General features: G+C 31.0%; 28 protein-coding genes. 8 read left to right on the top strand and 20 right to left on the bottom strand.

Translation table 11 applies throughout. From position 1 onward, the window contains the following. Positions 1–6: 6 nt before the first annotated feature. The gene (locus STRUR_RS03155; protein WP_006740060.1) at positions 7–720 is read right to left on the bottom strand and encodes a pseudouridine synthase; all 714 of its coding nucleotides are present in this window, start codon (positions 718–720) and stop codon (positions 7–9) included. Between the two features lie 89 nt (positions 721–809). Between STRUR_RS03155 and STRUR_RS03150 the strand changes: the two genes are divergently transcribed. Then, positions 810–1,766 (top strand): glutathione S-transferase family protein, encoded by a 957-nt coding sequence (locus STRUR_RS03150; RefSeq protein WP_006738743.1) that lies wholly within the window; start codon positions 810–812, stop codon positions 1,764–1,766. Between the two features lie 22 nt (positions 1,767–1,788). On the opposite strand, the gene nagB is transcribed toward STRUR_RS03150, so the two are convergent. Beyond that, positions 1,789–2,493, bottom strand: coding sequence for a glucosamine-6-phosphate deaminase (nagB, locus tag STRUR_RS03145; protein ID WP_006740401.1), 705 nt, complete (start codon positions 2,491–2,493; stop codon positions 1,789–1,791). Between the two features lie 179 nt (positions 2,494–2,672). Here nagB and queA point away from each other — a divergent pair, with 179 nt between their 5' ends. Both queA and STRUR_RS03135 read left to right on the top strand, forming a co-directional pair. Then, complete coding sequence (gene queA / locus STRUR_RS03140; RefSeq protein ID WP_006739459.1) at positions 2,673–3,701, top strand: tRNA preQ1(34) S-adenosylmethionine ribosyltransferase-isomerase QueA; 1,029 nt, start codon at positions 2,673–2,675, stop codon at positions 3,699–3,701. Next, a complete protein-coding gene (locus STRUR_RS03135; RefSeq protein WP_006738797.1) occupies positions 3,701–4,936 on the top strand; it encodes a DUF3114 domain-containing protein in 1,236 nt (411 codons plus the stop codon). Before queA ends, STRUR_RS03135 begins: the two co-directional genes overlap by 1 nt. A gap of 18 nt (positions 4,937–4,954) precedes the next feature. Here the strand turns inward: STRUR_RS03135 and STRUR_RS03130 are convergent, their stop codons facing one another. The 16 genes from STRUR_RS03130 to STRUR_RS03055 all read right to left on the bottom strand — a co-directional run bounded on the left by STRUR_RS03130 (position 4,955) and on the right by STRUR_RS03055 (position 17,814). Continuing rightward, a complete protein-coding gene (locus tag STRUR_RS03130) occupies positions 4,955–6,022 on the bottom strand; it encodes a serine hydrolase (protein ID WP_006738520.1) in 1,068 nt (355 codons plus the stop codon). Between the two features lie 181 nt (positions 6,023–6,203). Next, positions 6,204–6,812 (bottom strand): superoxide dismutase SodA, encoded by a 609-nt coding sequence (gene sodA, locus STRUR_RS03125; protein WP_006740038.1) that lies wholly within the window; start codon positions 6,810–6,812, stop codon positions 6,204–6,206. A gap of 83 nt (positions 6,813–6,895) precedes the next feature. Then, entirely contained in the window at positions 6,896–7,948 is a 1,053-nt protein-coding gene (holA, locus tag STRUR_RS03120; RefSeq protein ID WP_006740200.1) for a DNA polymerase III subunit delta, read from the bottom strand. A 48-nt stretch (positions 7,949–7,996) separates the two neighbouring features. Beyond that, positions 7,997–8,998 (bottom strand): extracellular solute-binding protein, encoded by a 1,002-nt coding sequence (locus tag STRUR_RS03115; RefSeq protein WP_006739755.1) that lies wholly within the window; start codon positions 8,996–8,998, stop codon positions 7,997–7,999. After that, the gene (locus STRUR_RS03110) at positions 8,977–9,768 is read right to left on the bottom strand and encodes a response regulator transcription factor (RefSeq protein WP_006739274.1); all 792 of its coding nucleotides are present in this window, start codon (positions 9,766–9,768) and stop codon (positions 8,977–8,979) included. The genes STRUR_RS03115 and STRUR_RS03110 overlap by 22 nt, the downstream gene beginning before the upstream one ends. 1 nt (position 9,769) lies before the next feature. After that, positions 9,770–11,407, bottom strand: a complete 1,638-nt coding sequence (locus tag STRUR_RS03105) for a sensor histidine kinase (RefSeq protein ID WP_006738925.1) — start codon at positions 11,405–11,407, stop codon at positions 9,770–9,772. Positions 11,408–11,492: 85 nt separating this feature from the next. Further along, positions 11,493–12,320 carry a PTS system mannose/fructose/sorbose family transporter subunit IID gene (locus STRUR_RS03100; RefSeq protein ID WP_006739879.1) on the bottom strand — a complete coding sequence of 276 codons (828 nt, stop codon included), beginning with the start codon at positions 12,318–12,320 and terminating at the stop codon, positions 11,493–11,495. Next, complete coding sequence (locus tag STRUR_RS03095; protein WP_006739400.1) at positions 12,317–13,129, bottom strand: PTS mannose/fructose/sorbose/N-acetylgalactosamine transporter subunit IIC; 813 nt, start codon at positions 13,127–13,129, stop codon at positions 12,317–12,319. The genes STRUR_RS03100 and STRUR_RS03095 overlap by 4 nt, the downstream gene beginning before the upstream one ends. 16 nt (positions 13,130–13,145) lie before the next feature. After that, positions 13,146–13,637, bottom strand: coding sequence for a PTS sugar transporter subunit IIB (locus STRUR_RS03090; RefSeq protein WP_006739599.1), 492 nt, complete (start codon positions 13,635–13,637; stop codon positions 13,146–13,148). A 10-nt stretch (positions 13,638–13,647) separates the two neighbouring features. Then, the gene (locus STRUR_RS03085; protein ID WP_006740037.1) at positions 13,648–14,076 is read right to left on the bottom strand and encodes a PTS sugar transporter subunit IIA; all 429 of its coding nucleotides are present in this window, start codon (positions 14,074–14,076) and stop codon (positions 13,648–13,650) included. 122 nt (positions 14,077–14,198) lie between these two features. Further along, complete coding sequence (locus STRUR_RS11455) at positions 14,199–14,603, bottom strand: ComEC/Rec2 family competence protein (RefSeq protein ID WP_006740411.1); 405 nt, start codon at positions 14,601–14,603, stop codon at positions 14,199–14,201. Positions 14,604–14,616: 13 nt separating this feature from the next. Continuing rightward, entirely contained in the window at positions 14,617–14,916 is a 300-nt protein-coding gene (locus tag STRUR_RS11450; protein ID WP_006738752.1) for an MBL fold metallo-hydrolase, read from the bottom strand. Positions 14,917–14,975: 59 nt separating this feature from the next. Continuing rightward, the gene (locus STRUR_RS12095) at positions 14,976–15,575 is read right to left on the bottom strand and encodes a ComEC/Rec2 family competence protein (protein WP_406874637.1); all 600 of its coding nucleotides are present in this window, start codon (positions 15,573–15,575) and stop codon (positions 14,976–14,978) included. After that, complete coding sequence (locus STRUR_RS11845) at positions 15,466–16,206, bottom strand: ComEC/Rec2 family competence protein (RefSeq protein ID WP_040832718.1); 741 nt, start codon at positions 16,204–16,206, stop codon at positions 15,466–15,468. Before STRUR_RS11845 ends, STRUR_RS12095 begins: the two co-directional genes overlap by 110 nt. 220 nt (positions 16,207–16,426) lie before the next feature. Further along, positions 16,427–16,897 carry a helix-hairpin-helix domain-containing protein gene (locus STRUR_RS03060; RefSeq protein WP_006739527.1) on the bottom strand — a complete coding sequence of 157 codons (471 nt, stop codon included), beginning with the start codon at positions 16,895–16,897 and terminating at the stop codon, positions 16,427–16,429. Between the two features lie 176 nt (positions 16,898–17,073). Further along, entirely contained in the window at positions 17,074–17,814 is a 741-nt protein-coding gene (locus STRUR_RS03055) for a lysophospholipid acyltransferase family protein (protein ID WP_006738486.1), read from the bottom strand. Between the two features lie 126 nt (positions 17,815–17,940). On the opposite strand from STRUR_RS03055, the gene STRUR_RS03050 reads away from it, so the two are divergent. The 4 genes from STRUR_RS03050 to STRUR_RS03035 all read left to right on the top strand — a co-directional run bounded on the left by STRUR_RS03050 (position 17,941) and on the right by STRUR_RS03035 (position 20,180). Further along, a complete protein-coding gene (locus STRUR_RS03050; RefSeq protein ID WP_006739084.1) occupies positions 17,941–18,864 on the top strand; it encodes a polysaccharide deacetylase family protein in 924 nt (307 codons plus the stop codon). A gap of 78 nt (positions 18,865–18,942) precedes the next feature. Beyond that, entirely contained in the window at positions 18,943–19,722 is a 780-nt protein-coding gene (locus tag STRUR_RS03045) for a tRNA1(Val) (adenine(37)-N6)-methyltransferase (protein WP_006739967.1), read from the top strand. Continuing rightward, positions 19,697–19,924, top strand: a complete 228-nt coding sequence (locus STRUR_RS03040; RefSeq protein WP_006740416.1) for a hypothetical protein — start codon at positions 19,697–19,699, stop codon at positions 19,922–19,924. The genes STRUR_RS03045 and STRUR_RS03040 overlap by 26 nt, the downstream gene beginning before the upstream one ends. A gap of 1 nt (position 19,925) precedes the next feature. Further along, entirely contained in the window at positions 19,926–20,180 is a 255-nt protein-coding gene (locus STRUR_RS03035; RefSeq protein WP_006738513.1) for a GIY-YIG nuclease family protein, read from the top strand. 11 nt (positions 20,181–20,191) lie between these two features. Here STRUR_RS03035 and STRUR_RS03030 read toward each other — a convergent pair whose 3' ends face one another. Both STRUR_RS03030 and cshA read right to left on the bottom strand, forming a co-directional pair. Further along, positions 20,192–22,189, bottom strand: coding sequence for a KUP/HAK/KT family potassium transporter (locus STRUR_RS03030; protein ID WP_006739001.1), 1,998 nt, complete (start codon positions 22,187–22,189; stop codon positions 20,192–20,194). Between the two features lie 153 nt (positions 22,190–22,342). Continuing rightward, positions 22,343–23,944, bottom strand: a complete 1,602-nt coding sequence (cshA, locus tag STRUR_RS03025) for a degradosome RNA helicase CshA (RefSeq protein WP_006740439.1) — start codon at positions 23,942–23,944, stop codon at positions 22,343–22,345. A gap of 146 nt (positions 23,945–24,090) precedes the next feature. On the opposite strand from cshA, the gene STRUR_RS03020 reads away from it, so the two are divergent. Then, positions 24,091–24,867 (top strand): Cof-type HAD-IIB family hydrolase, encoded by a 777-nt coding sequence (locus tag STRUR_RS03020; RefSeq protein WP_006738754.1) that lies wholly within the window; start codon positions 24,091–24,093, stop codon positions 24,865–24,867. Positions 24,868–24,893 lie beyond the last annotated feature (26 nt).

Raw genomic sequence — 24,893 nt, 5'->3', positions numbered from 1 at the left:
TACTTTTTAAAGAAAAGATTTTATGATTTCTTTTTCCTTTGAAGTTAGTGTTCTATATTGTCCACTTTCAAGCTGCCCCAGAGAAATTCCTGCAAATGATATTCTTTTAAGCTTTGTAACTTTTACACCATAAGCTAAAAACATCTTTTTAACCTGATGAAATTTTCCTTCGCTTATGCTTAATTTTGCAATGCTTTTTTCTTTACTGGATGAAATCACTGATATTATGGCTGGTTTACAGACCGTCCCATCATGAAATTGAACACCATTTTTAAAAAATGCAACGATATCAGATTCTAATGGCCCATTAACTTCAACCAAATAGAGCTTAGAAACATGGTTTTTGGGTTGTAATAATTTATAGCCTAACGGACCGTTTGTTGTTAATAGTACTAAACCTTCAGTATCTCTATCTAAACGACCAACTGGATATAGCTGATCCGTTATATCTTTTTTCAAAAGACAGTCAAAAACAGTCAAATATTTCTCATCTTTTTTTGCTGTCACAACACCTTTTGGTTTATTTAGTATAAAATAATCATCTGAAGGTCCCTTAATAATCTCACCAAAAACAGCAATCTTTTGTAGCTGACAATCACAATTACGATTTTCATCCATAATAATTTCATCATCAATTGTGACTGCACGCCGTTTGATTAGCATTTTAACTTGTTTTCTTGATCCAAAGCCTGCCAGATGTAAAAAATAATCTAATCGCATAAACTAAGTCTATCATATTTTTTATCAATAAATTGCTAAAGTTTCCTTTAGCGTTTATAATACTAAATAGTAATACTAAGGAGGTATCTATGGGGTTATTAGTAGATGGAAAATGGCAAGATAAATGGTATAATACTGCTTCTACTGGTGGAAGATTTGTTAGAAGTCAGTCTCAATTTCGAAATTGGATTACAAAAGATGGTTCAAAAGGTCCTAGTGGAAGAAGTGGCTTTAAAGCTGAATCAGGAAGGTATCACCTCTATATTTCACTAACTTGTCCATGGGCAAGCCGTGTTTTAATTATGCGACATCTCAAACAATTAGAAGAACACATCTCAATGTCAATTGTCCACCCTCTCATGTTAGAAAATGGTTGGACCTTCCAGAAAGATGATCCATTAGTTAGTGATGACTTGTTTGATTCGTCATTTTTATATGAAATTTATTTAAAAGCAGATCCTAATTATTCTGGTCGTGTCACTGTTCCTGTTCCTTGGGATAAAAAAGAAAATACTATTGTCAGTAATGAATCATCTGAAATTATTCGAATGCTTAATACCGCTTTTAATGACATTACCGGAAACCAAGAGAATTATTATCCAGAAGAGTTAGCTTCTGAAATTGATGATATCAATCAATTTATTTACGATAATATTAATAATGGTGTTTACAAAGCTGGCTTTGCTACCAGACAAGAGGTCTATGAAAATGAAGTATCAAATATTTTCTCTGCTTTAGAAGAAATTGAAAAGCATCTTGAAAATGGTCCATTCCTTTTTGATTCAGAATTAACAGAAGCTGACATTCGATTATTTACAACTTTAGTAAGATTTGACAGTGTCTATTTTGGACATTTCAAATGTAATCTTAAGCCTTTAACTTCATTTCCAAATCTTTGGAAATACACAAAATCCCTTTATAATTATAAAGGAATAAAAGAGACCGTTAACTTTGATCACATCAAACGTCATTATTACGGTAGTCATAAAACCATAAATCCAAATGGCATTATCCCTAAAGGCCCTATACTAGATTGGACAAATTAAAAAAGCATCTTAAGATGCTTTTTTAATTTAATTCTGAAGCTGCTTCATCATCCACAATAACAATCACATTATCATGTTTCTGAAGGATACTAGCAGGCATTTCTTCTGTAACTGGTCCTTCTATCATTCCTTTAATTGCACTTGCTTTATCTTTTCCATAGGCCATTAAGACAATCATTTTTGATTTTAATATGGAAGCAATCCCCATCGATAAAGCTTGTTTCGGAACTTGATCAATACTAGAAAAGAAACGACTGTTAGCTTCTATTGTTGATTGTTCAAGATCAACCACATGTGTATTTTCATCAAAAGATGTTCCTGGTTCATTAAAACCAATATGACCATTGCGTCCAATACCTAAAATTTGAAAATCAATTGGATGTTCATCGATAATGTGGTTATAGTGGTCTGTTTCTGCTTCTAAATCTTTAGCTAAACCATCTGGTAAAAAATTATCTTTAAAAGGTTTAGCATCAAATAAATGTTTATGCATAAAATAATGGTAACTTTGATCATTTGATGGCGCTAAACCAACATACTCATCTAAGTTAATACTTGTTAGTTGTGAGAAATCAATATCACTAGAAACTAATTCCTCATAAAAGGGAATTGGTGTACTACCAGTGGCTAATCCTAAAGTTTTAGCACCCTTGTCTAGTTCTTTTTTTAATAAGTTGAAAGCAACTAGACCCCCTTCTTGAGCATTCTTAACATTAATGACTTTCATTGCAAATCTCCTTTACATTTGGTATAGACCTATTCATAACTTTATTATATGGTATAGACCAATTTTTGTCAAGCTTAAATTCTTTATTTCAATAACTTTAGATGACTAGATAAACTCTGCATGCTATAATAGTAAACATTGAGATTTTCTGAGAAATTATTATCACTAAAGGAGATACTATGAATACAAATGATTTTGATTTTTTCTTACCAGAAGAATTAATCGCTCAAACACCTCTTGAAAAAAGAGACTCATCAAAGTTACTAGTTATTGATCATCAAACACATGAAATGACCGACTCTCATTTTGACCATATCATTGATCAATTAAATCCCGGTGATGCTCTTGTCATGAATAACACAAGAGTTTTGCCTGCCAGACTTTATGGTGAAAAGCCTGATACTCATGGTCATGTTGAATTATTACTTTTAAAAAATACCAGCGGTGATAAATGGGAAGTTTTAGCAAAACCTGCTAAGCGTTTACGTGTTGGTGCTACTATTAGCTTTGGTGATGGGAGACTATCAGCTACTGTTTGTGATGAGCTTGAACATGGTGGGCGTATCGTTGAATTTTCATATCAAGGGATTTTTCTTGAAGTTTTAGAAAGCCTTGGTGAGATGCCTTTACCTCCTTATATTCACGAAAAATTAGAAGATCAAGAACGTTATCAAACCGTTTATGCAAAGGAAAATGGCTCAGCTGCAGCACCTACTGCGGGACTTCATTTTACAAAAGAATTACTAGAACGAATTGAAGAAAAAGGTGTTAAATTAGTCTATTTAACCTTACACGTTGGGCTTGGTACTTTTAGACCAGTTTCAGTAGATAATGTTGATAACCATCAGATGCATTCAGAGTTTTATCAACTAACTGAAGATGCTGCAGATACTTTAAATGAAGTTAAACGTTCAGGTGGTCGTATTGTTGCAGTAGGAACTACATCTATAAGAACTCTAGAAACTATTGGTACAAAGTTTAATGGCGGTATCAAAGCAGATTCAGGCTGGACTGATATTTTTATTAAACCTGGTTACCAATTTAAAGTCGTTGATGCGTTTTCAACAAATTTCCATCTCCCAAAATCAACACTTGTCATGTTAGTTTCAGCCTTTGCTGGTCGTGATTTTGTTTTAGATGCTTATAAACATGCTGTTGACGAAAAATATCGCTTCTTTAGTTTTGGTGATGCCATGTTTGTTAAATAATGAAGAAATTTATTTCAACCCTCTGTAAAACTCTTCTATTTCTCCTCTTTTTAGCTTTTTTCATTTTTTGTACTCTTTCTGAGAAACAAAGACTAGTTGATCAAAAAAAAGCAAAGCCCTATACTGATCTCATTCAAGTTATTAATCATAAAGATTCTGGCTTTAAATCATTAAACCTCATTGAAAAGTTGACCGTTGAAAAGGAAATCAAAAACGATATCAAAAAGCTATACAATGATGGTTGGTCGTATCAAGCTATCAAGATAGGCTATTTAAATGATTATAAAGTAAATAATAAAAGTCATAATCAACTTCTACTCTCCAATATTCATCAAATAGGCTCTGACCGATTTCAAAAAATGTGGGCAGTACTACCAGAAGTCAAACAACCTTTAGAAGCTCAAAAAAGATTACATTTAATTCTAAACTATGCTGGTTTCACAAAAGACTTGGACGACAAAAATAGTCATCCCAAACAGTTACTAAATCATTTTAGTGACCGCTTAGATCCAGCCAATACCTTTTGGGATCAAATTGCTTCACTTGTTCAGATGTCATATCTTGATAATGACTTTGTTCATTACTCTATTTTTAATCAAAAAATCCATCAATTCAGATATGTCATTTCACTTCAACAAGAAAAATGGATTAGAAAACATTTTAAAAAGAAATCAAATACTGATGCAGATGCTTTAGCAAGCTACCTTGCAACATTAACTCCAGATGATTATGATTTGTACCAATCTTCAAGATTACATAATAAAATTGGTCAACTGACGACAAGTACTGGGGTTTTAAAGCCAATTTATTCAGACAATATTCCTCAAAATAATTATAAAATATTGATACATTTTCATACGGAATTTATTTTAGATAGTACTGGTCATTTTGTGATGGCACTTGATGATGAAGTAGAAAATCGCAATAATTTAATAAATAGTGCTAGTTTTAACTATGCAAATCAAAATGATGACCTCCATAAATCTCTAGACATGGATCCTGTCAATATATATGATCCCTTACTTATCAAAAATGCTATTATAGATCACAATATTGCATTTATTGCCCCTAGTTTACTTGAACAAAAGGACAAAACAAACCCTGTCTACAGTCGAAATGGAAAATCATCCAAACAACTAACACGTAAAGCAATCAAAAAATTTAAAAAACTACTCAAACATTACCAAAAACAATTAAGAAGAAAACAAACAATAAGTCAACGAAAAACAGACTAAGTATTTATGCTTAGTCTGTTATACTTTATTTTGGTTAACTCGATGCCATTCATTGATAACATAAGTTAGAGCTACAAGTTGATTGTAACCTGCAATATTAATCTCTTCAGTATTTTCATCTGAGCCACCTAAATTCCTAGTGTACAGTGCGATTAAATATGGCGTTTTTTCCATTACAATAGCATCAATATTTAAAGCTTCTCTTACATAACCTGGTTTTTGATAGATAGTTATATCAGGTAAATAAGTCTTATAATACTCTCCTGGAAATGACTCGCCTATATAATAAAGAATATCTTTATACTTTTTCTTATGTTTCCACAAATAATTTAAAACTTGAATGTAGTAATCACTAGTGGTTTTATTTCCTTGTCTTTGAATTGTCTTAATATCTGCCTTTGACTTACCATAACGGCCTAATTTTTTATAGGCTTTATCCATACCACCTAATCGGTCTCCTAAAGCATACGCTGGAGTATTTTCGGAGTATACAAGTGAATATTCTTGCATATCAGGTATTGACATCATCCCGTCAAATTGCGCCATGTAAGCATTATGTTCATCTAAATTTTCATAATTAGTGTTTGTAATATCATAACGATCGGTTAGATTTAAATTTCCCCTCGCTACTTCATCAACGACTAGCATATTCAGTGGCAATTTATAAGTACTTCCAGCAGTCATTGCTTCTGTATCATTCGTTGAAGCAGTCTGACCAGTCTCTATATTCTCATAAGAGAAAGCAATTTGACTATGGTCAATTCCGAACTCATATAAATAAGCTTTCACTGTATCTTCTAATGATAGATTAGCATAATCATAATAAAGACCTAAAGCATTCATACGATCCAAGTCTGCTTGAATTACAGCTTCTTTTTCAGCCTTTGTTTTTTTAAAGATTTTACGATTTGCTTTTTGTCCTTGATATTTATTATCAACCTTTTGTTTGGTATTTATTTCTGTATTATTTTTTATATCTTGTTTACTAACAAACTGACTCATTAGTGCAAAAAGAAAAAAGATAAGAATTCCTAAAATAAAACACACTAAGATTCCTAAAATTAACTTTTTACGACTTTTCTGCACTTTTACTTCCTCAAATCCTTTGATACTTAATCTCTAATCTTTATTATAGTCTAGCATTATGGCATTGTCAATACATTAAAGAAATATTTGTAATACTTTAGAAATATTTCTGTAATATATTTTCCCTTCTCTATATTATTCGAAAATAAAAAAGCCAATCTTCTTTGATTGGCTAATTTTTTTAAGCAATTGCTGATTTGTAAAGTTCTGCAACTTTATTCCAATTAATAATTTCAAAGAAAGCTTTGATATAATTTGGACGGACATTACGATAATTCAAATAGTAAGCATGTTCCCAAACATCGAGTGCCAAAATTGGTTTTAATCCTTGCAGCAACGGAGAATCTTGGTTTGCTGTTGAAATAATGTCTAATTTACCTTCTTTGTTAACTACAAGCCATGCCCATCCTGAACCGAAACGAGTTGTAGCAGCTGCAGTAAATTTTTCTTTAAAGTCATCAAATGAACCAAAAGCTTCATCAATAGCTTTAGAAACATCTTCAGTAATTTCTGTTTTTTCTGGTGAAAGTAATTCCCAGAATAAAGCATGATTAAGGTGACCACCACCATTATTAATAACAGCTTGGCGAATATCTGATGGAATTGACTCAACATCTGCTAATAAGCTTTCTAAGTCTTCTCCAATTTCTGGATGTTTTTCAAGTGCTGCATTTGCATTTGAAACATAAGTTGCATGATGTTTATCATGATGCAATGTCATTGTTTCTGCATCAATTTGTGGTTCTAATGCATCATATGCATATGGAAGTTCTGGTAAAGTAATAGCCATAATACGTTCCTCTTTTCGTTTTTATACCTTTATATTATCGCAAAACTTTTGAGCTTTCAAATGATTTGATTAGTGTTAAGGTTTTAATAAACTTTCTCATTTTTTGCTAAGGTTGCAATTTTTAACATTGTAATATCAAAAAGATATTGTTTCTCGTAGACACCTTTTTTGATGTCAAAGTCTATTTTTATTAAATGAATAATTGCTGATTTTAAAAATGAAATACTCAAGTTGTTAGAATCTCTAAGTGCATATTTTATTTGATAAGGATTAACTTTTCTACCAAAGTATTCTGAAAGCTCACTTACCATTTGTTGTTGAGTTTTTCCTTTATTTTTTAATATTTGTACTTGCAAATATAATCGAAATTGACCAGTCATAATAGAAATCAATTTGATATCATCTTCATTTTGTAATCTTAAATCTGAAACCAATTGATTTGCTTCATCAACTTTTCCATTTACAATGAACTGACTAAGATCAAATAAATTATCATGTAAATTTTTAGGAACTGCTTCGTCAATATCTGAATGGCTTATTCTTTTTTGACCAACAAATGATTCTAAAAATAAAATATTTTTAGAAATATCATTAAACTGAAAATTTGATTTGACTAATAATTTTTCAAAAGCATCATCTTCAAATATCATTCCTTTATCTTTAATCACTTTTTGAAAGTACTGTTTTAATTCTCCATCTTTTAAGGGATTAGCTTCATAGAGACTTGCATCCCTTTTTAATAATTTAACAATACGTCGTTTTCCATCAAGTTTTCCTGGTGCAAAAATGACTACCCTATTTGATTCCAAAGGTTTTTCCAAATATGCCTCAAAACGTTTCAGCTCAGATTCACCAAGAAAATGTCTTTTATCGGTTGTTAAATCATAAAATAAATCTAATATAATTATTTTTTGCTCTTCAAAGAAAGGTAAACTTAACAAGTCCATCTCAATATCAGCATACTCAGTTTCTGACATATCAAAATAAGAATATGATAGATCTTCACTACTAAATGCGATTTGTTTTAGAAAAGTTTCTTTTAGTTGACTGTATTGTCCTAAATCCTCACCCGAAATTACTGTTACTAAATCTAAATTTTTTTTAGACAATTTATTCATTTCTTCTATTGCAATCATGCCTTAATTATACCATCAATCATTATATTAATGTGATTTTATCTTTTCTTAACTAATCTTTTGTATTTTTGTAAAATATATGTTCTTTCTTTCTTTCAATATCTTTTTATTATCAATATTAATTGATTTAATGCTAGAAAAAGGTTTTATATTATTTTTTTCTTTAATATCTGATCTAATTGGTCTGTTCGTTGATGTTGTCACAAAATTTTCTTGAACTCTTTTTGATAATAAAAAGTCAATAAATAAGGATGCCAATTTTTTATGCTGTGCATCTTTGACGATAGATACTGATGAAGCCATGAAAAGAGTACCTTCTTTTGGATACACCATTTCCAAAATATTAGAATGATATGATGAAAATTGCATATCTTCATAAACCAATCCTGCAACCATTTTTCCCTCAATCACATCTTGATAAATAACAGAGGAAGACGCTTCTCTAATTCCTTTATTTTGTTTTAAAAATTGCTGTACAAAATCCCAAGAAATTATCTTTTGATTATTACTTTGAAAAAAAAGCATATTAATTAAATGAGAGAAAGCACTAGAAGACATTTCAGGATTTCCAAATGCTACTTTACCTTTTAAATCTGACTTCAATAAATCCTCATAGCCCTGAATATTGAGATGTTTTGTTAATTGTTTATTAACAACTATAACAGTACCATTCAAAGCATAAGGTATTATTTTATTTGAAACAGGTTCTGTTAATAACTTATTCCTATTTTTTATCTCAAAAGGTTGAAAGAGTTCTTCTTGACTGGCAAGTTGAATTGCGTTACCTCCAAACATAAGATCTGCTTTAGGAAAGTACTTTTCAGACTTTATTTTTTGGAATAACACTCCAGTACTTCCTCTTACAACAGTAATTTTAACATTATACTTTTCTTCAAATGCTGGAATTATTGAGGATAAAATGGTTTGACTATTAGGGCTATAGATGATTAATTGCTTTTTCACTAGTGCATGAACTAAATGAATAGGTGAAAAACAAGAGCAAACAACAAATAGCAGTAAAATGGTTCTTATGATTCCTCTTTTTGACATGTTACCTTTCCTTTAATACTGCCTTTTTGTATACTTTGTCTAAAGTCTTTTACGGTTAAACCTACGTACTTTTTAAAAACTCTATCAAAATAACGATAATCACCAATACCTACTTTTTCAGAAAGTTGATAGACTAATATATCTGGCTGATTTATGAGATATTTCATAGCCATTGAAATGCGATATTGATTAATATAATCACTGATTGTAATATTAAGATGCTTTTTCATTAATTGATATAAATAACTTTCGCTATAACCTAGGTCACGAGCTATGTCGTTAATTATAATTTTTTGGTCATAATGCTTTTGAATCCAATTAGTAATTTGATTAATTACTGGTGAAAGTTTATTATCGACAGGATTCAGATTCCAATATTGTTGATCACTATTTTTTTGAATAACCTTGAGATTTTGTATCATTTCCTGCAAGCAGAAATAAAGTTCATCCTTATTAATAGGTTTTGTTAAAAACTCTACTGCACCATATCGTAGAGCCAATCTTGCATTTTCAAAATCTGAATAACCTGAAAGAATTATTTTTTGATAATTTATGGCTTTAGTTGATTTGAACATATCAAATGCTGTCATAACTGGCATATTGATATCAGTCAGTACTATATCAGGTTTATACTTTATGATTGCATCATAACCTTCTTTACCATCTCTTGCTTCAGCAACAATAATAATATCTAAACTCTCGTAATCTATCGCATACCGTAACCATTTACGAATAAGATGTTCATCTTCTATTATTAATAGTGTATACATATCACTTGCCCTTTATCTTAAATCCAATAATAGTCTTATCTTTAAGGTTATCAATAATCAATTCAACTTCACCAAAAAAATAAGTGAGTCTCTTATAACTATTAGATAAACCATGATGGCTTCTAGATGTATTAATCGTTTTTAATAATTTATCTTTTTTGTATGTTTTAATTCCTGGTCCATTGTCAATGACTAAGAAAACTATGTCTTTTTCTATCTTTTTTACTTGTAATAGAATGTTTAAATCATGTCTGTATTTAAAACCATACTTGATAGCATTTTCTATAAGTGGTAATAAAAATAGTTTAGGTATTGTTTGATTTTTGAGAGACTCGTCAATATCAAATTGAAAGGTGAAATCCTCAAATCTAATTTTGGTGATGTTGAGATAAGATTGAATAATAGTTAAGTCATTTTCTAAGGTAGTTTTATCGTCTTCAGATTTCAAACTATAACGAAGTATCGTAGTTAATTCGAGAACAATCTTTTCAGTTAATTTTGCATCAAGCTGGCTTGTAATTAAGATAGTTTCTAGGGTGTTGTAAAGAAAATGAGGATTGAATTGAAGTTCTAAAATTTTTGTCTCAAATAATATTCTTTCTTTTTTCAAATTAACTGTTTTTAAATTGAGTTGTCTCACTTCTGTTAACATTTTATTTATCTCACCAGCTAAAAACGAAAATTCATCACCCGTATCAATAGATAATTCATCTTTTATTCCCTTTGAAATAGCTTCCATTTCTTTTTGAAACTCTTCAATGATACTAGCATTCCTTTTGGCAATTAGTAAACTCAATTTTTTGGAACGGTAGGTTAATATTAAAAGAATTATAAAAGACATCATTAAAGCTACAGAAAAGATAAATATCGGATTAATTACCGGTCTATAAGTATCAATATAAAATTGATGATTAATAAGTTTACTTTTATTAATATATAAGTTTTGGTGGAAAAAAATTAGCCATTTAAAATGTACGGAACGATTTAATCTCCAATTACTAAGCTCCAAAAATTGATTTCCTGTTGTAGAAAAAACACGATCATAATCATCTGATATCATAAATTTTGAATTGGTATTCTGAAGATTTTCAGAGAAATCAATTCCATTATAAATAAGTAATGACCACAGGGAATCTGAATTATTAATGTCAATTCTCTTAGCTAGAATTAGGTACCTTTGGTTATCACTATCTGTATAAAAACGATAACTTACTTTTTCATTAGTTACTTTTTCAGTAAAAAAATGTATAAATAAAGAAACATTTAGATTAGTTGAAGAAAGTTGATTAGACTGAAAAATTACTCTCTTTTGATTATCTAGTACAAAAATAGATGCTTTCCATTTGTGATGACTATTTAAAAGATTATACTGTCGAAGCATCTCTTCTTTATCAATTTTTGAATTAATATATGAGGGTAAGATTTTAGTGTTAAATTTTATTAAGCTTCTTTTACTAGATATTAGTAATGTTTCAAACTGCCTCACAATAAAATCTTTATCTCTTGAAACACCAATATATTGAGGTACATAGGAAAAAATAAAAAATAAGAAAATAAGAGAGATTGAGAGTATAAAAGATTGATGTTTAAAATTTTGATTAATATCATTCTGTAAACGGTCTTTAAATTTATCTCCCATATCTCCTCCTTTTATTTATTATAGCAAATATCCTTACTTAATATTAATTATTATATAAAAATAAGCTAATTATATTAGCTTATTTTTAACAAATTCCAAGCAAACCAAATAAAATCCCTAAAAGCATAATTCCAAACATTATCCAGTTAATATTAACTTTTTTTCTTAATAGCCAAAATGCGAGAAATGTTACCGTGAGTGGTACAATACCAATAAATAATTGATCTAAGTAACTTTGAATTGATGCTGATTCTTTAGCACCTTTAGCAGCCACACTTAAAATAGTTTTGAACTTAACATTTGATGCTGTCATAGATCCAACCATCATCAATCCTAGCATACTTGAAGTCTTTGTAATGATTTTGATACTACCAGACTCATATAATTTCTTAATAAACTCTGCTCCAACTGAGTAACCACCATACAATGAATAATAGTGAATGAGAAAGGCTGGTATATTATAAAGCAATAAAAATACAATAGCTCCCATAGCTGATCCAGTATTAGCAATTGAAATACCAATACCAGCGGCGATAACTCTTAATATACCCCAAAAGAATGAATCACCTATACCCGAAATGGGACCCATTAGAGATGCTTTAACAGCTGTAATTGAACTAGGATCAAAATTGCTATCTTCGCTATTCTTCTTCTCCATCGATGCAACTAAACCCATAATAAAATTATTAATATGCATTGTTGCATTAAACCATGTTGTATGTCTGATAATCGCTTGTGCTCTATCTTCTTTTGTTTTGTAGTATCTATTGATAGCTGGTAAAAGTGTGTAAATGACACCAATAGCATGATATTGAGTTGCTCCTGTTCTACTTGCATTCATTGTCCATGAACGCCAAAACATAGATCTGAGCATTTTTTTATCATCTTTAGATAAGATCATCTGAGTTTTCATGCAAAGAAGTCCTCCTCTTCTGACTCTTTAGTATTTTGCGTAGGGCTGTACTGTTTGCCTTTAGATTTAAGTAAACTATCCAATTCAAGATCACGTTGAGAGGAAACCACACAGATAACAACACCTAAAACTGCGACTGCGACTGCAGGTAGTTTTAAATAAGCAGTCAAAATAAAACCAAGTAAGTAAAATACAGCTAATTTATTAGACCAAAGTAACTTCATTAACATCGCAAAACCTACTGCAGGAAGCAATCCTCCTGCTGCGCTTAATCCATTCATCAAATTTTGTGGAATATGCTGAACAAATAAGTTTACTGGACCACTTCCAGCTAAAATACCAATAAAAGATATTGAAGCAATTATCAGATAATAAACAATCCATGTTCCATAATGTAATGCAACAATAGCATTTTGATTGTTTTCTTCAGCAGCTTTATCTACTAATGGTGCAAATAAATTCATGAAAACATTTTTCAAGAACATGACAACGAATGCTGCTAACATTCCTATTGGTACAGCTAGAGTCATAGCCGCCTTTTGATCAATATTTGAAATAATTGTAAAAGTAGTTGCCATAGCTGTTGCAGTTACTGGCTCAGCCGCAATAACACCTCCAATATTAACATTACCTAAAAATAGTGCTTCTAAAGATGCCCCCATCAGGATTCCAACCTTTATATCTCCTAATAGTAAGCCTGTCACTAAACCAACAACAAGTGGTCTTTCCATCATACTTTGGCCAGTAAGGTAATTTCCACCAAAGCATATTAAGACAGCTAATGCTGCCATAGTAGCTGGTACTAACATATTATTTTCTTCCTATCTATTTTACTATTTCACTTAATATAACTTTTGTATTACTTGGCAAAACCTGACTATAACAATCTATATTCGATAAGTTTGTCAAATCTTTTGCAGCTTGAAATTCCTCTGGATTCAAAAGCAAGGTAGAAGATACTTTTATTTTTGTAGATGGGTCGGATTTATCAAACCTTCCTACATTAGCGACATTAATTCCTTCGATCAATGGAACACTCTTTGCAATTTTATAGGCATCTGCTACACTATTTACAATAACAAAAATGCGCTTCCCTTCAGCTCTTTGATCATTGAATACTTTAATAGCATCATCAACAGACCTGATCAGTAATTTCATTCCAGTAGGTACAGCCATCTTAAGAGTCATTTGAGTAATTTCATTTTGTGCAGCTTCATCATTAGCAACAACAATTAATGGTGAATTTAGTTCTTTTGTCCAAACAACTGCAACTTGCCCATGTATTAATCGATCATCTACTCTAATTTGCGTAATCATTTTAACTCCTTCAACTCAAAAAGTCTTCTTCATCATCATTTACAATTGATTGAATTTCTACTCTAGTAACATTTGATTCTGAAATAGCATTATCAATAATCTCGTTAGTTAATTTACTGTCAGGTGTCAGAAATAAAATAGTTAATATTATTGCTAAATTTGCATTTGAAATCAAAACTATATTTTTTTTACTCTCAGCTAATAACAATCTTGTGATCTTTTGATTAACGCTACCACCAAATAAATCTGTAAAAATAATACCTTGCTCATTTATATCTATCTTTTTAATAAATACTTCAATAATATCGCTAAAATCTGAATCATCAATGTAGGCATCAATAGTTTCAATATTTTCTGCTTGTCCAGTTAATATAGCAATTGAATTCTTTAAGCCACTAGAAAATTTACCGTGACTGGCAATTAAATATTTGCGTTTCAATAGTTTCCTCCTATTTTTATTGTCGACTTGTAAAATCAATATATTGTAACCTAATTGTATCAATTGTAAGCGTTTTATTAATGCATTATTCTCCAAAATATGTAGATTATACTACACAGTTTTCATCTAACTGTTTCTATCTGCCAAGTTTGATTTCCGTATAATCTAATAGCTCCTTGTTGATCTGTTCTATAGATTTTTATTTTTTTATCGTTGAGTCTATCTAATGTTTCTTGATGAGGATGCTTAAAACGATTATTCTTTCCCGCAGAAATAAATGCGATTTTGGGATTTATGAAGTCTAAAAATCTTTGATCACTTGATCCTTTCGAACCATGATGACCTACTTTCAAAATATCTATGGGTATTTTTGAATAACGTTTTAGTATTTTCATCTCTCCATCTTTTTCTAAATCTCCAGTAAATAAAAACCGTTTGTCTAATAATTTTCCATATAAGACTATAGAATCGTTATTTTTCCCATCTCCAATTTTCCAGGGATAGATTACTTCAAGTTGTGAATTCATGATTGAAATTTTGTCATGAACTTTTAAAGAATGAAAAGGTACTACTAGATTTTTTAATTTTAATATGATGATGAACCACTTCTAAGTCTCCTGCATGATCAGTATCAGTGTGAGTTAATATCACTTGATCAATTGTTGATATTCCACGACTTTTCAAAAACGGAATTAAAGTCTGTTCGGCGTTTGATTTTATTGTTCTTTGTCGCCAGTTTTCTTTCTGTTTAAACCCAGGGATACCGCCTAAATCAATTAAAATGACTTTCCCAAATTTTTCTCGTAATAAAATACTGTCACCTTGACCAATATCAACCATCGTAATTTCATTAGTAAGTGGTAGTCTAATAGAAAAATAAAGAGTCAGTATTATAAGAGCTAAAATACCTGCCCGTCGATAATTTTTTCTATATAAGTTTCAAGCAATATTAGACTTAGAATAACTAAACTAACTGTAATGAAATTATTTGGTTTTCCGATTATGATAGATTTTGGTAAAAGTGTCTCTACTGTACTTAATGTATTATTGAGAAATAAAAATAAAAAATTAATTTTTGAAAGATTTATAAAAGGAGACAATAAGAAAACGAAACTTAAAATGGGTAAAATAATACATTGAAATAGATATGATAATAAAGCTGTCAATAATACTGAAAATAATTGAAATTGTGAAAATTGACTAGTTAAAATTGGAAGCATAATAAAACTAATGGCTATAGGCTTAAGCCAGGATTTTAACGAAAAATGTTGATTTAAATAAATAATAACGAAAGCATAACTATAAGATAATAATCCTCCTATGCTTAACAAATAATTTGGATGAATAAAAGCATGAATCATTAAAACAAAAAATAAATTTTCAAAGTTTTTAACTCCAAAAAGTGAGAGATTTTGCTGAAGAAGACTTCTTAGTATCGAAGTACTTGAACCTGTTAAATATAGAAAACAAAATGAAAATGGTATGATAACATAATACAAATGTTCCCGAACCATACCTAGTCTCAGTAATATTTTTTTTTAGGACTTTTAGAAAAAAATCAGCATGCATTCCAGATAAGGCAAAAAAATGAATAATACCTAATTGACTATAAGTATCTAAGGTCAACTGAAATGACTTATCTAGATAACCAAACAATAATGCAGCTAAATATTGATTCAAAGGCTCCGGAAATATCCTGAAGCTATGAATAATCGCCATTCTTCGCCATTGTTGAAATTGTTCGATTAAATGCTTGGGTTTTGAGTAAGATATGCTTTTTATAGATAGTATCGATATGGAATGATAAATATTTTTATTTTTTAAGTAAAATTTATAGTCAAAACCTTTAAAATTTCGTTTTGTCATAATTTCTTCAACTTTAGAATCAATTTTTAATTCTAACCAGTCTTTATTATTCTGGAAAAAAATTTTTTCTGTTTTTGATTTTAAGCGGGAATGCACTAAAACAGTATACCTGCGATATTGTGCTTGTGCACTTAATTGATCCCCATCAATTTGAATAGAATCTGGCACTAATCTAATATGTTGTACATTCTGTATTTTTTGATTCTCTATTGATTTTTGATGGAATTGAAAAAATATTAAAAAGGTCATTAATGTTGAAAACATAATGACTAGTCTAATTAAATAAGTGAGTCTCCGATTTAAGCAAAGAATGATATAAGCAATTAAAATAACTTTTAAAAATAGATTAGGTCTTAAACAATTATAGTAACAAACGATAAATAAGATGATGAGTTGGATTGGATTTACTGTAAAATATTTAGTCAATACTGATTTCATCTTTAATTTTTTCTATTGATTTTTCACCAATGCCACTAATATTTTTTTAATCTTCAATTGATTTAAATAGTCCATTCTTTTCTCTATAATTGATAATCTCTTGTGCTTTTTTCTGTCCTATACCAGTAATAGTCTGTAATTCTTCTAAATTTGCTTTATTGATATTAACAATTGTTGTACTAGAGCTTGACTCTTGATGATTATTGGTAACATTACTAACCACTTCTTCACCAACTTTTGCCACATAAATAAGTTGTTCATCAGCTAACTTTGATGCTAAATTAATTGATTTCTTGTCAGCTTCAGGTGTCAAGCCTCCAGCTTTTTGGATAAGATCAAATAGCCTGTTACCTTTCTCTATTTGATATACCCCCTCGTTTTTTACCGCACCTTTTAAATCAACGGTTATTGTTTGACTCTCTGCTGTATTTGCCTTTTCTTCTTTTATAGGTTTTTCTTCTATCGGAGCAGCAGTTTTTTCTTCAAATTGATAGGTTTGTTGTTTTTGTTGATCCACATTTTTTATTGTAACTTGACGAAGGAAAAATACAAATACTGACAGCCACTAGAATAATCCAATATTCTCTTTTTAACTTTATGCATTTTAGTTTTTCTAAGATGTCTTCAATCATTTTTTCACCTCAATTAATTATTCGAAAAAGCCCATCAAAACTGATGAGCTTTTTGTATTTATTAATGGCGATGTTTATCTGGATCCCAAACAAAACTGGCACAATAAGAAAATAAAAGTGTTAAAGCTAGCACTACAATGGCAAGAATTGCTAGGGGAAGTCGATAAAGATAAGTTAGTGGGTGACGTTTTTTACCTGGTTGGTGAATCTCATTTTCTTTATCAAGACGTTCAAATTCTGCTTGAATCCGTTTTGCAACTTCAGCTTGTCCTTCGGCATTCATTCGTTTAATATCAGAAATATCAATAGCATGTCCAAAATTTAAATCAACTCGTTCTCCTTTTAAAAGACCTGAAACTACCATTGGGCCGGTGTAAGCTGCTGGTAGAATTTTAACTTTTGCCATTTTAGCAATAACTGCAACTCCACCCTTTACATCTTGGGAATGTCTACTACCACTTGGAAACATAACTAGTGAGCGATTACTTTTTTTCAGCATATTAACTGGATATTTAATTGCTTCAGGTCCTGGATTATTACGATCAATCGGAAATGCACCACACATTTTTATCCACCAGCCGAAAAGTCTATTTTTGAATAACTCTTGTTTGGCCATAAAAATAAATTGTTTAGGTCTTGCTGCAAATGCCATGTAAACAGGGTCCCAAAATGTCCTATGAGGAGCAACTAAAATATAATTTTCAGATTCATCTAGAATATTGTCACGGTTATGATAATGAGCATTCCCATTAACAACCCATAATAAGAAGACAACTAATCCTCGTAAATAGGTATAAAACACGATTTTCTCCTTTAAAATTAAGTTCTCTCTATTCTATCATGTTTAAAAAGGATATGTCTATTCTTTTTATTAACCGGTATTATTCTTTTCAAAAATACGTTATAATAAAAATGCGAGGTTTATGAGATGACACAATCAAAAAAATTAGCAATTATCAATACAATTTTAATGATTTTGATTATATTGCTACTATCTTTCTCTGTTTTCGTTTACTTAAATCAAAAATTATTCTTTAATAAGCCAAAAATAACAAATGTTACTAAGAAAAGAAAGCCAAAAATTAGTAAAAATCAAAAAATAAAGTCAAGTCAACCAAGACCTGAACCTAATTCACTAATGGTAGGACAAAATCATAATAATAGCGCTGAACAATATGCTTATGATGTGGCAACCGTAAAATCTTATATTGATGGGACAATCAACAAAGAAGATAAAATTGTCTTTTTGACATTTGATGATGGTGTTGACTTAAATATGACACCTAAAATATTAGATATTTTAAAAGAATATCAGGTCCATGCAACTTTTTTTATTATAGGTAATTTAGTGAATGATCAAACAAAACCAATACTTCAGAGACAAATTACAGAGGGCCATGCTCTTGGCATTCATAGTTTTTCACATAATTTATCATTATTATACCCAAGTCGAGTTGCAAATGCACAACAGATTAAAAATGAAGCAAGTCAATCACTTACAGCTATGAAATCAGCATTAGGTGAACAATTTTCAACTAAAGTTTGGCGATACCCAGGTGGTCATATGTCTTGGACAAATATGCAGGATTCAGATAATCAGTTACAGGCTTTAGGATTAGACTGGATTGATTGGAATGCTTTAGTTGGTGATGCTGAACCACGACCATTACAACCTAAAACAAGTGACGAGATGATGAATCATCTTTTAACATCATCACAAAATTTACCAGCAACAAACGTTCGTGTAATCCTTATGCATGATATATCGGGGAAAGAGTTAACCATGGAGACTCTACCAAGAATTATTCAGTATTATAAAGATCAAGGCTATCAATTTGGTGTATTAAAATAAAGACTGAAATAATCAGTCTTTTTCATTTCTAGAAAAATTGCCCCTATTACATGCATAATTTTTGATATAATAATTACTATGGACAAAATTAACCTATATAAAGGAGAACGGATAGATCAACTGTTCTCAACTGACGTTAAAATTATTCAGAATAAAGATGTTTTTAGTTATTCAATTGATAGTGTACTGCTTTCACGTTTTCCTAAATTTCCCTCAAAAGGACTCATTGTTGATCTTTGTTCTGGAAATGGAGCTGTTGGATTATTTGCTAGCACAAGAACAAAAGCACCTATTGTTGAAATTGAAATCCAAGAACGCTTAGCTGATATGGCCAACCGTTCAATCCATTTAAATCAACTTGACAATCAAGTTAGAATGATTCATGCAGATTTAAAGAACTTATTAGATTATGTTCCTAGGTCTGGTGTTGACCTTATTCTTTGTAATCCACCCTACTTTAAAGACCATGAAACATCCATCAAAAATAATTCTGAATATTATTTATTAGCAAGGCATGAAATCACAACAAACTTAGAAGAAATTTGCCAAGTAAGTCGTCATGCCTTAAAAACAAATGGCCGTTTAGCTTTGGTACATAGACCTGATCGTTTTTTAGACATTATTGATACCTTAAAAAAGTATAATCTTGCTCCTAAACGTGTCCAATTTGTTTACCCGAAACAGACAAAAGAGGCTAATCTCCTTCTGATTGAGGCAATCAAAGATGGCTCCTTATCTGGATTTAAAATTTTACCACCATTATTTGTTCACAAAGAAAATGGTGACTATACAGACGAAATTCATCGCATTTATTTTGGAAAGACTGAAAAAGATGAAAAAAACAATTCTAATCACTAATATTATTTTATTGATAGCCTATTTAGCTATTGGATTATTAATTTTTTTAAAAAGCTATGGCAATTACGACTTGCAAATTATTGAATCAACAAAACGAATACACTTTATTTGTCTTAGTATTTGTTATGGTATTGTACTTGACTGCCAATTACTCTATCTCATTATCAAAAAAGCCTTTAAAGAAGTAAAGAGAGGTCACTAAAATGCCATACATGTACGTACTTGAATGTTCTGACGGGACACTTTATACTGGTTACACAACTGATTTAGAAAAAAGAATAAACACACACAATTCTGGAAAAGGAGCAAAATACACCAAGTCTCGTTTACCAGTTACTTTAATTTACCATGAGTTTTTTGAAACAAAAAATGAAGCTATGTCAGCAGAAGCCTTATTTAAAAAAAGAAAAAATCGACAGGAAAAATTAGACTATATTAAAGCACATCAAACGAAATGATGTGCTTTTTTCTATACTTTTTTATCATTTTGAACCCGTTCAATAATTGGTAAATTTTTAACATCTGACAAAACAAGCGGAACAATTTCAGTAGTAACTTCTGAAAATTGTAAACCAAACCATCGCTTAGGTGTTGAAGTGATATGTTTGATACTTGCTTTAGTTTGCATGACAAAACGTTCAAATGGTTTTAGTTGATGAGCATTTGAAATTCTTTCATCAAGTAAAATAAATTTAAAATCACCTACTTCACGACCAGGGCTAATAGAGTAATCTTGTGTTTGCTTTGGCAAACGCCCTTGGTCCATTAAATCACGAACAATCGTTCTGAGATATCGTGGTACTGATTGCCGCATTCTAAATCCAAGATAAAGTTCTACACAAACAATATAATCGGTATCAAGCATATCAACCTTATATTGAGCAGTATAAGGTTCATCTGTCACTTTAACATTGACAAACCAATACACATGTGCCCTTTTTGGTAATTTATCTAATATAGAATACAAAATCGATCTATCAATATAAGAACCACTAATACGATTTGTTAAATAAACCACATTAGTTTGATAGAGACTGACACGATTATCATTTCTGAGATGATTTAATTGTTCCTTGTAGTCATTTAAATCTAAAGATTTAACATATTTATTAACAATTTGAGTACCTTCGTACCAAATAAACATAATAAAGACTATAGCTAATGCAATGAGAACAACAACATAACCACCGTGCATAAATTTAACAACTGAAGCTAAAAAGAAGACAAATTCTATAATAGCAAAGAAAGACATCACTAATATTGCTAGTGGTTTTTTCATTCCTTGATGAATTAGATATGCTGTTAACAAAATTGTTGTCATTAACATTGTGATCGTTATGGCTAAACCGTATGCAGCCTCCATATGCTCAGAAGTTTGGAAAAATAAAACAATACATGAAGTGATAATATAAAGCATCCAGTTAATCACTGGAATATATAGTTGTCCAAGATTAGTACCTGGATAAGTTACTCTTAATAGTGGACTAATTTTTAGACGAATAGCTTCAGACACTAATGTAAATGATCCTGAAATCAAAGCTTGTGAGGCTATTATAGCTGCTAAAGTTGCAAGTATAACCGCTGCTAATGTCAATTGACTTGGTATACTAGCAAAAAAAGGATTTAACTCAATTCCACTATTCTTATGATTGAGTACCCATGCACCTTGTCCACAATAGGATAAGATAATACATATCTTTACAAAAGGCCAACTCACATGGATGTTACCTCGTCCAACATGGCCCAAATCAGAATAAAGAGCTTCGGCACCAGTTGTAGCAAGAAAAATAGAACCCAAAATGAAAATACCACGTTGATTTTCTGGACTTACCAACAGCTTGATGGCATACCAAGGATTAATTGCCTTAAAGATTGGAAGGTAATCTAAACTATTAAAAAATCCTGTTACCCCAAGAAAACCAAACCATAATAGCATTACTGGTCCAAAAATACGGCCAATAAAACCTGTCCCAAACCTTTGTATACTAAACAGTAATGTCAAAATGACCAGAGTTGTTAAGATAACATTGATTTGATTCTGATATATTGGATTTAAACTTGGTACTGCTTTTAAGCCTTCTATTGCAGATGTTACTGTGACCGCTGGTGTCAATGCACCATCAGAAAGTAGTGTAGCTCCTCCAATAATGGCTGGTACCATAAGCCATTTAGACATTCTTCGAACTAAGGTATATAGAGAAAAAATCCCTCCTTCATGATGATTATCTGCTTTCAAGGCAATCATTACATATTTGATAGTTGTGATAAGTGTTAGAGTCCAAATGATAAGTGAGATTGACCCCACCACAAATGATTCTGAGACTGATTTTAAACCACCTTGGTTCTCAACTAAGGATTGCATCGTGTATAAAGGACTTGTTCCAATATCACCATATACAATACCCAGAGCAATAATAAATCCTGCTTTTGTAGCCTTATCAAAAGTAGGACGATCAGGACAAGACATCCGAATCAACCTCCAAAAAAATATTTAGTCATAATGGCTGAAACTATTATAACAGAAATTAAAAAAAATAAAAGGAAAATCAACAAACTTTCAAAAGTTTTCTGAAAGGAGAACGTAGCAAAGAGTCCTTTTCAAGACTCTTTAAATACTCAATTATCTTTCACCTTTGTTTCGAATAACAAAGCCGTTTTTCTTTTCACTTGAAGTTCTATGTGGGCGTTTATTATCTTTATGTTCGAAATCTTTGCGATTTTTTGATGATGTTCGTTTGAAATCTCGCTTCCCATTTGATCTCTCATCGCGACGATCTCCTTTATAACCACCACGTTTACGATCATTGTCACGACCATTTCGTCTGCGATCTCTGTTACCACGTCCACCTTTACCTTTTGAACCAAAGCCATTTTTCCCTGAAGGTTTAAATGGTAGTGGTTTTTCACGGGCAATCTCAACTTCTGGCATCATATCTGGATCTTGCACAGTAAGACTTAAAACATATAGTGCTAATTCTTCTGGTGAAAATTCAGAAGCTAATTTGACAGCATCACCTTTAAATTTCTCAAAGTTTTCTCTAATGGCTTGATCAGCAAAATCTTTTTCGATTTTTTTAAGTGCAACTTTTTTCTTAGCTTCAAAAGCTTCTTGTGCAGTTGCCGGTTTTAAGCCTTTCATTTGTTTCTTGGTTAATTTCTCAATGATGTTTAAATAACCCATTTCATTTGGGGAAACAAATGTAATTGACTGTCCTGACTTTCCAGCACGACCAGTACGTCCAATTCGATGGACATAGCTTTCAGGATCTTGTGGAATATCATAGTTGTAGACGTGTGTCACTCCTGAAATATCAAGACCACGCGCCGCAACATCTGTAGCAACTAAAATATCAATTTGATCATTTTTAAAATCACGAATAACGCGTAGGCGTTTATTTTGGTCAAGATCTCCATGAATACCTTCTGCACGGAAGCCACGAATCTTTAGACCTCTTGTTAATTCATCAACACGTCGTTTTGTTCGTCCAAAGACAATGGATAATTCTGGTTGATCGACATCCATTAAACGTGTCATTGTATCAAATTTTTCATGTTCTTTAACGCGAATATAAAATTGTTCAACATTTACATTGGTTAGTTCTTTAGCTTTAATCTTGATATGTTCAGGATTTTTCATGAACTTAATACCAATTTGTTTGATAGGGTCTGGCATCGTTGCTGAAAAAAGTAAGGTTTGTCTTTCAGAAGGTACTTGACTGATAATTGCTTCAATATCCTCAAGGAATCCCATATTTAACATTTCATCAGCTTCATCCAAAATAAGAACTTTCACGTCTTTTAATTTTAAAGCTTTACGTTTAATTAAATCTAATAAACGCCCTGGTGTCCCAACTACAATATGAGCTCCTGAACGGAGAGCTTTGATTTGCTTTTCAATACTTGATCCACCAAAGACAGATCTTACTTTGACACCTTTATCTCTACCAAATCTAAATAATTCTTCTTGACTTTGCACCGCTAATTCACGTGTTGGTGCAATTACAAGTGCTTGAACAACATTTTGGTCAACATCAATCTTATCTAATGTAGGTAATCCAAAAGCTGCGGTTTTTCCTGTTCCTGTTTGTGCTTGTCCAATAACATCTTTACCTTCAATAGCAAGTGGAATGGTTAATTCCTGAATAGGTGAAGGCGTCTCAAAACCAGCTCTAACAACAGCTGATTGAATATCTTGTGACAAGTCTAATTCTGTAAATTTCAAATGTTTCTCTTTTCTAAAAAGACAGTGCGAAGCTGTCTTATAAGGCTTTATTGTGTTGCTTTTTAACAACTTATCTAGTGTAACACAAAAGAATTTAAAAAGATAGGATATTAGTTATGAAAAGGTTTTTATGATAAAATGACTTTATGAATATAAAAGGAATAGTCTTTTTTGACTTAGATGGCACATTATTAAACTCAGATTCTCATATTTCAACCGACAATCAATTAGCTTTAAAGCAACTGAAAGCTAATGGTTATTTACCAGTAATTGCAACTGGCAGATCAATAATTGAAATTTCAGATATTATTCAAGAATCGGGTATCAACTCAGTAGCAATGTTGAATGGCATGGTTGTTCAAGTGGATGGCAAAATTGTTTTTGAAGAAAGCATTTCACCACAAGATATCAGTAAAGCCCTAAAAATTGCTGAGAGTCTAGGTGAAGGTATTGCCTACTACACGCCTGAAAAAATTATTATTTCAACTGATAGTCCTGGTCTGAAGGCTCATTTCCATTATTTCAATGGCCAATTACCAAAAATTGATCATGATTTTTATCTCCATAAAGCTGTTAATATGATTTTAGTTGGAGGTTCTCAAAAAGAAAATGATCATTTATTTCCTGAAGCTATTTCAGAATTGAGATTTTTGAGAAATAGTCCCTATTCCATTGATGTGGTTAAAAAAGGATTTCATAAAGGTACAGGGGTAGCCATTATTAAAGACAAACTAAATGCTAATCAACTTCCAACATATGCATTTGGAGATGGTGCCAATGACATTGATTTACTAAAGGCCGTTGATTTTCCAATTGCAATGGCAAACGCTATTCAAGAGCTTAAAGAAATGGCTGTTTTTGAAACGCATGACCATAATCAAGATGGTATAAGATATGGCTTAGAACACTTTGGATTAATATAAAAAAAAGATTACCAGTGGTAATCTTT

Source organism: Streptococcus urinalis 2285-97, assembly GCF_000188055.2.
Taxonomy (GTDB): domain Bacteria; phylum Bacillota; class Bacilli; order Lactobacillales; family Streptococcaceae; genus Streptococcus; species Streptococcus urinalis.
This window is presented reverse-complemented; position numbering and strand designations above follow the sequence as displayed.

What these genes read in the sequence shown, in the direction of transcription:
- STRUR_RS03155 (WP_006740060.1), bottom strand. Translation starts at nt 720, where the DNA reads ATGCGATTAGATTATTTTTTACATCTGGCAGGCTTTGGATCAAGAAAA.
- STRUR_RS03150 (WP_006738743.1), top strand. Translation starts at nt 810, where the DNA reads ATGGGGTTATTAGTAGATGGAAAATGGCAAGATAAATGGTATAATACT.
- nagB (WP_006740401.1), bottom strand. Translation starts at nt 2,493, where the DNA reads ATGAAAGTCATTAATGTTAAGAATGCTCAAGAAGGGGGTCTAGTTGCT.
- queA (WP_006739459.1), top strand. Translation starts at nt 2,673, where the DNA reads ATGAATACAAATGATTTTGATTTTTTCTTACCAGAAGAATTAATCGCT.
- STRUR_RS03135 (WP_006738797.1), top strand. Translation starts at nt 3,701, where the DNA reads ATGAAGAAATTTATTTCAACCCTCTGTAAAACTCTTCTATTTCTCCTC.
- sodA (WP_006740038.1), bottom strand. Translation starts at nt 6,812, where the DNA reads ATGGCTATTACTTTACCAGAACTTCCATATGCATATGATGCATTAGAA.
- holA (WP_006740200.1), bottom strand. Translation starts at nt 7,948, where the DNA reads ATGATTGCAATAGAAGAAATGAATAAATTGTCTAAAAAAAATTTAGAT.
- STRUR_RS03115 (WP_006739755.1), bottom strand. Translation starts at nt 8,998, where the DNA reads ATGTCAAAAAGAGGAATCATAAGAACCATTTTACTGCTATTTGTTGTT.
- STRUR_RS03110 (WP_006739274.1), bottom strand. Translation starts at nt 9,768, where the DNA reads ATGTATACACTATTAATAATAGAAGATGAACATCTTATTCGTAAATGG.
- STRUR_RS03105 (WP_006738925.1), bottom strand. Translation starts at nt 11,407, where the DNA reads ATGGGAGATAAATTTAAAGACCGTTTACAGAATGATATTAATCAAAAT.
- STRUR_RS03100 (WP_006739879.1), bottom strand. Translation starts at nt 12,320, where the DNA reads ATGAAAACTCAGATGATCTTATCTAAAGATGATAAAAAAATGCTCAGA.
- STRUR_RS03095 (WP_006739400.1), bottom strand. Translation starts at nt 13,129, where the DNA reads ATGTTAGTACCAGCTACTATGGCAGCATTAGCTGTCTTAATATGCTTT.
- STRUR_RS03090 (WP_006739599.1), bottom strand. Translation starts at nt 13,637, where the DNA reads ATGATTACGCAAATTAGAGTAGATGATCGATTAATACATGGGCAAGTT.
- STRUR_RS11455 (WP_006740411.1), bottom strand. Translation starts at nt 14,603, where the DNA reads ATGAATTCACAACTTGAAGTAATCTATCCCTGGAAAATTGGAGATGGG.
- STRUR_RS11450 (WP_006738752.1), bottom strand. Translation starts at nt 14,916, where the DNA reads ATGGTTGATATTGGTCAAGGTGACAGTATTTTATTACGAGAAAAATTT.
- STRUR_RS11845 (WP_040832718.1), bottom strand. Translation starts at nt 16,206, where the DNA reads ATGTTTTCAACATTAATGACCTTTTTAATATTTTTTCAATTCCATCAA.
- STRUR_RS03050 (WP_006739084.1), top strand. Translation starts at nt 17,941, where the DNA reads ATGACACAATCAAAAAAATTAGCAATTATCAATACAATTTTAATGATT.
- STRUR_RS03045 (WP_006739967.1), top strand. Translation starts at nt 18,943, where the DNA reads ATGGACAAAATTAACCTATATAAAGGAGAACGGATAGATCAACTGTTC.
- STRUR_RS03040 (WP_006740416.1), top strand. Translation starts at nt 19,697, where the DNA reads ATGAAAAAAACAATTCTAATCACTAATATTATTTTATTGATAGCCTAT.
- STRUR_RS03035 (WP_006738513.1), top strand. Translation starts at nt 19,926, where the DNA reads ATGCCATACATGTACGTACTTGAATGTTCTGACGGGACACTTTATACT.
- STRUR_RS03030 (WP_006739001.1), bottom strand. Translation starts at nt 22,189, where the DNA reads ATGTCTTGTCCTGATCGTCCTACTTTTGATAAGGCTACAAAAGCAGGA.
- STRUR_RS03020 (WP_006738754.1), top strand. Translation starts at nt 24,091, where the DNA reads ATGAATATAAAAGGAATAGTCTTTTTTGACTTAGATGGCACATTATTA.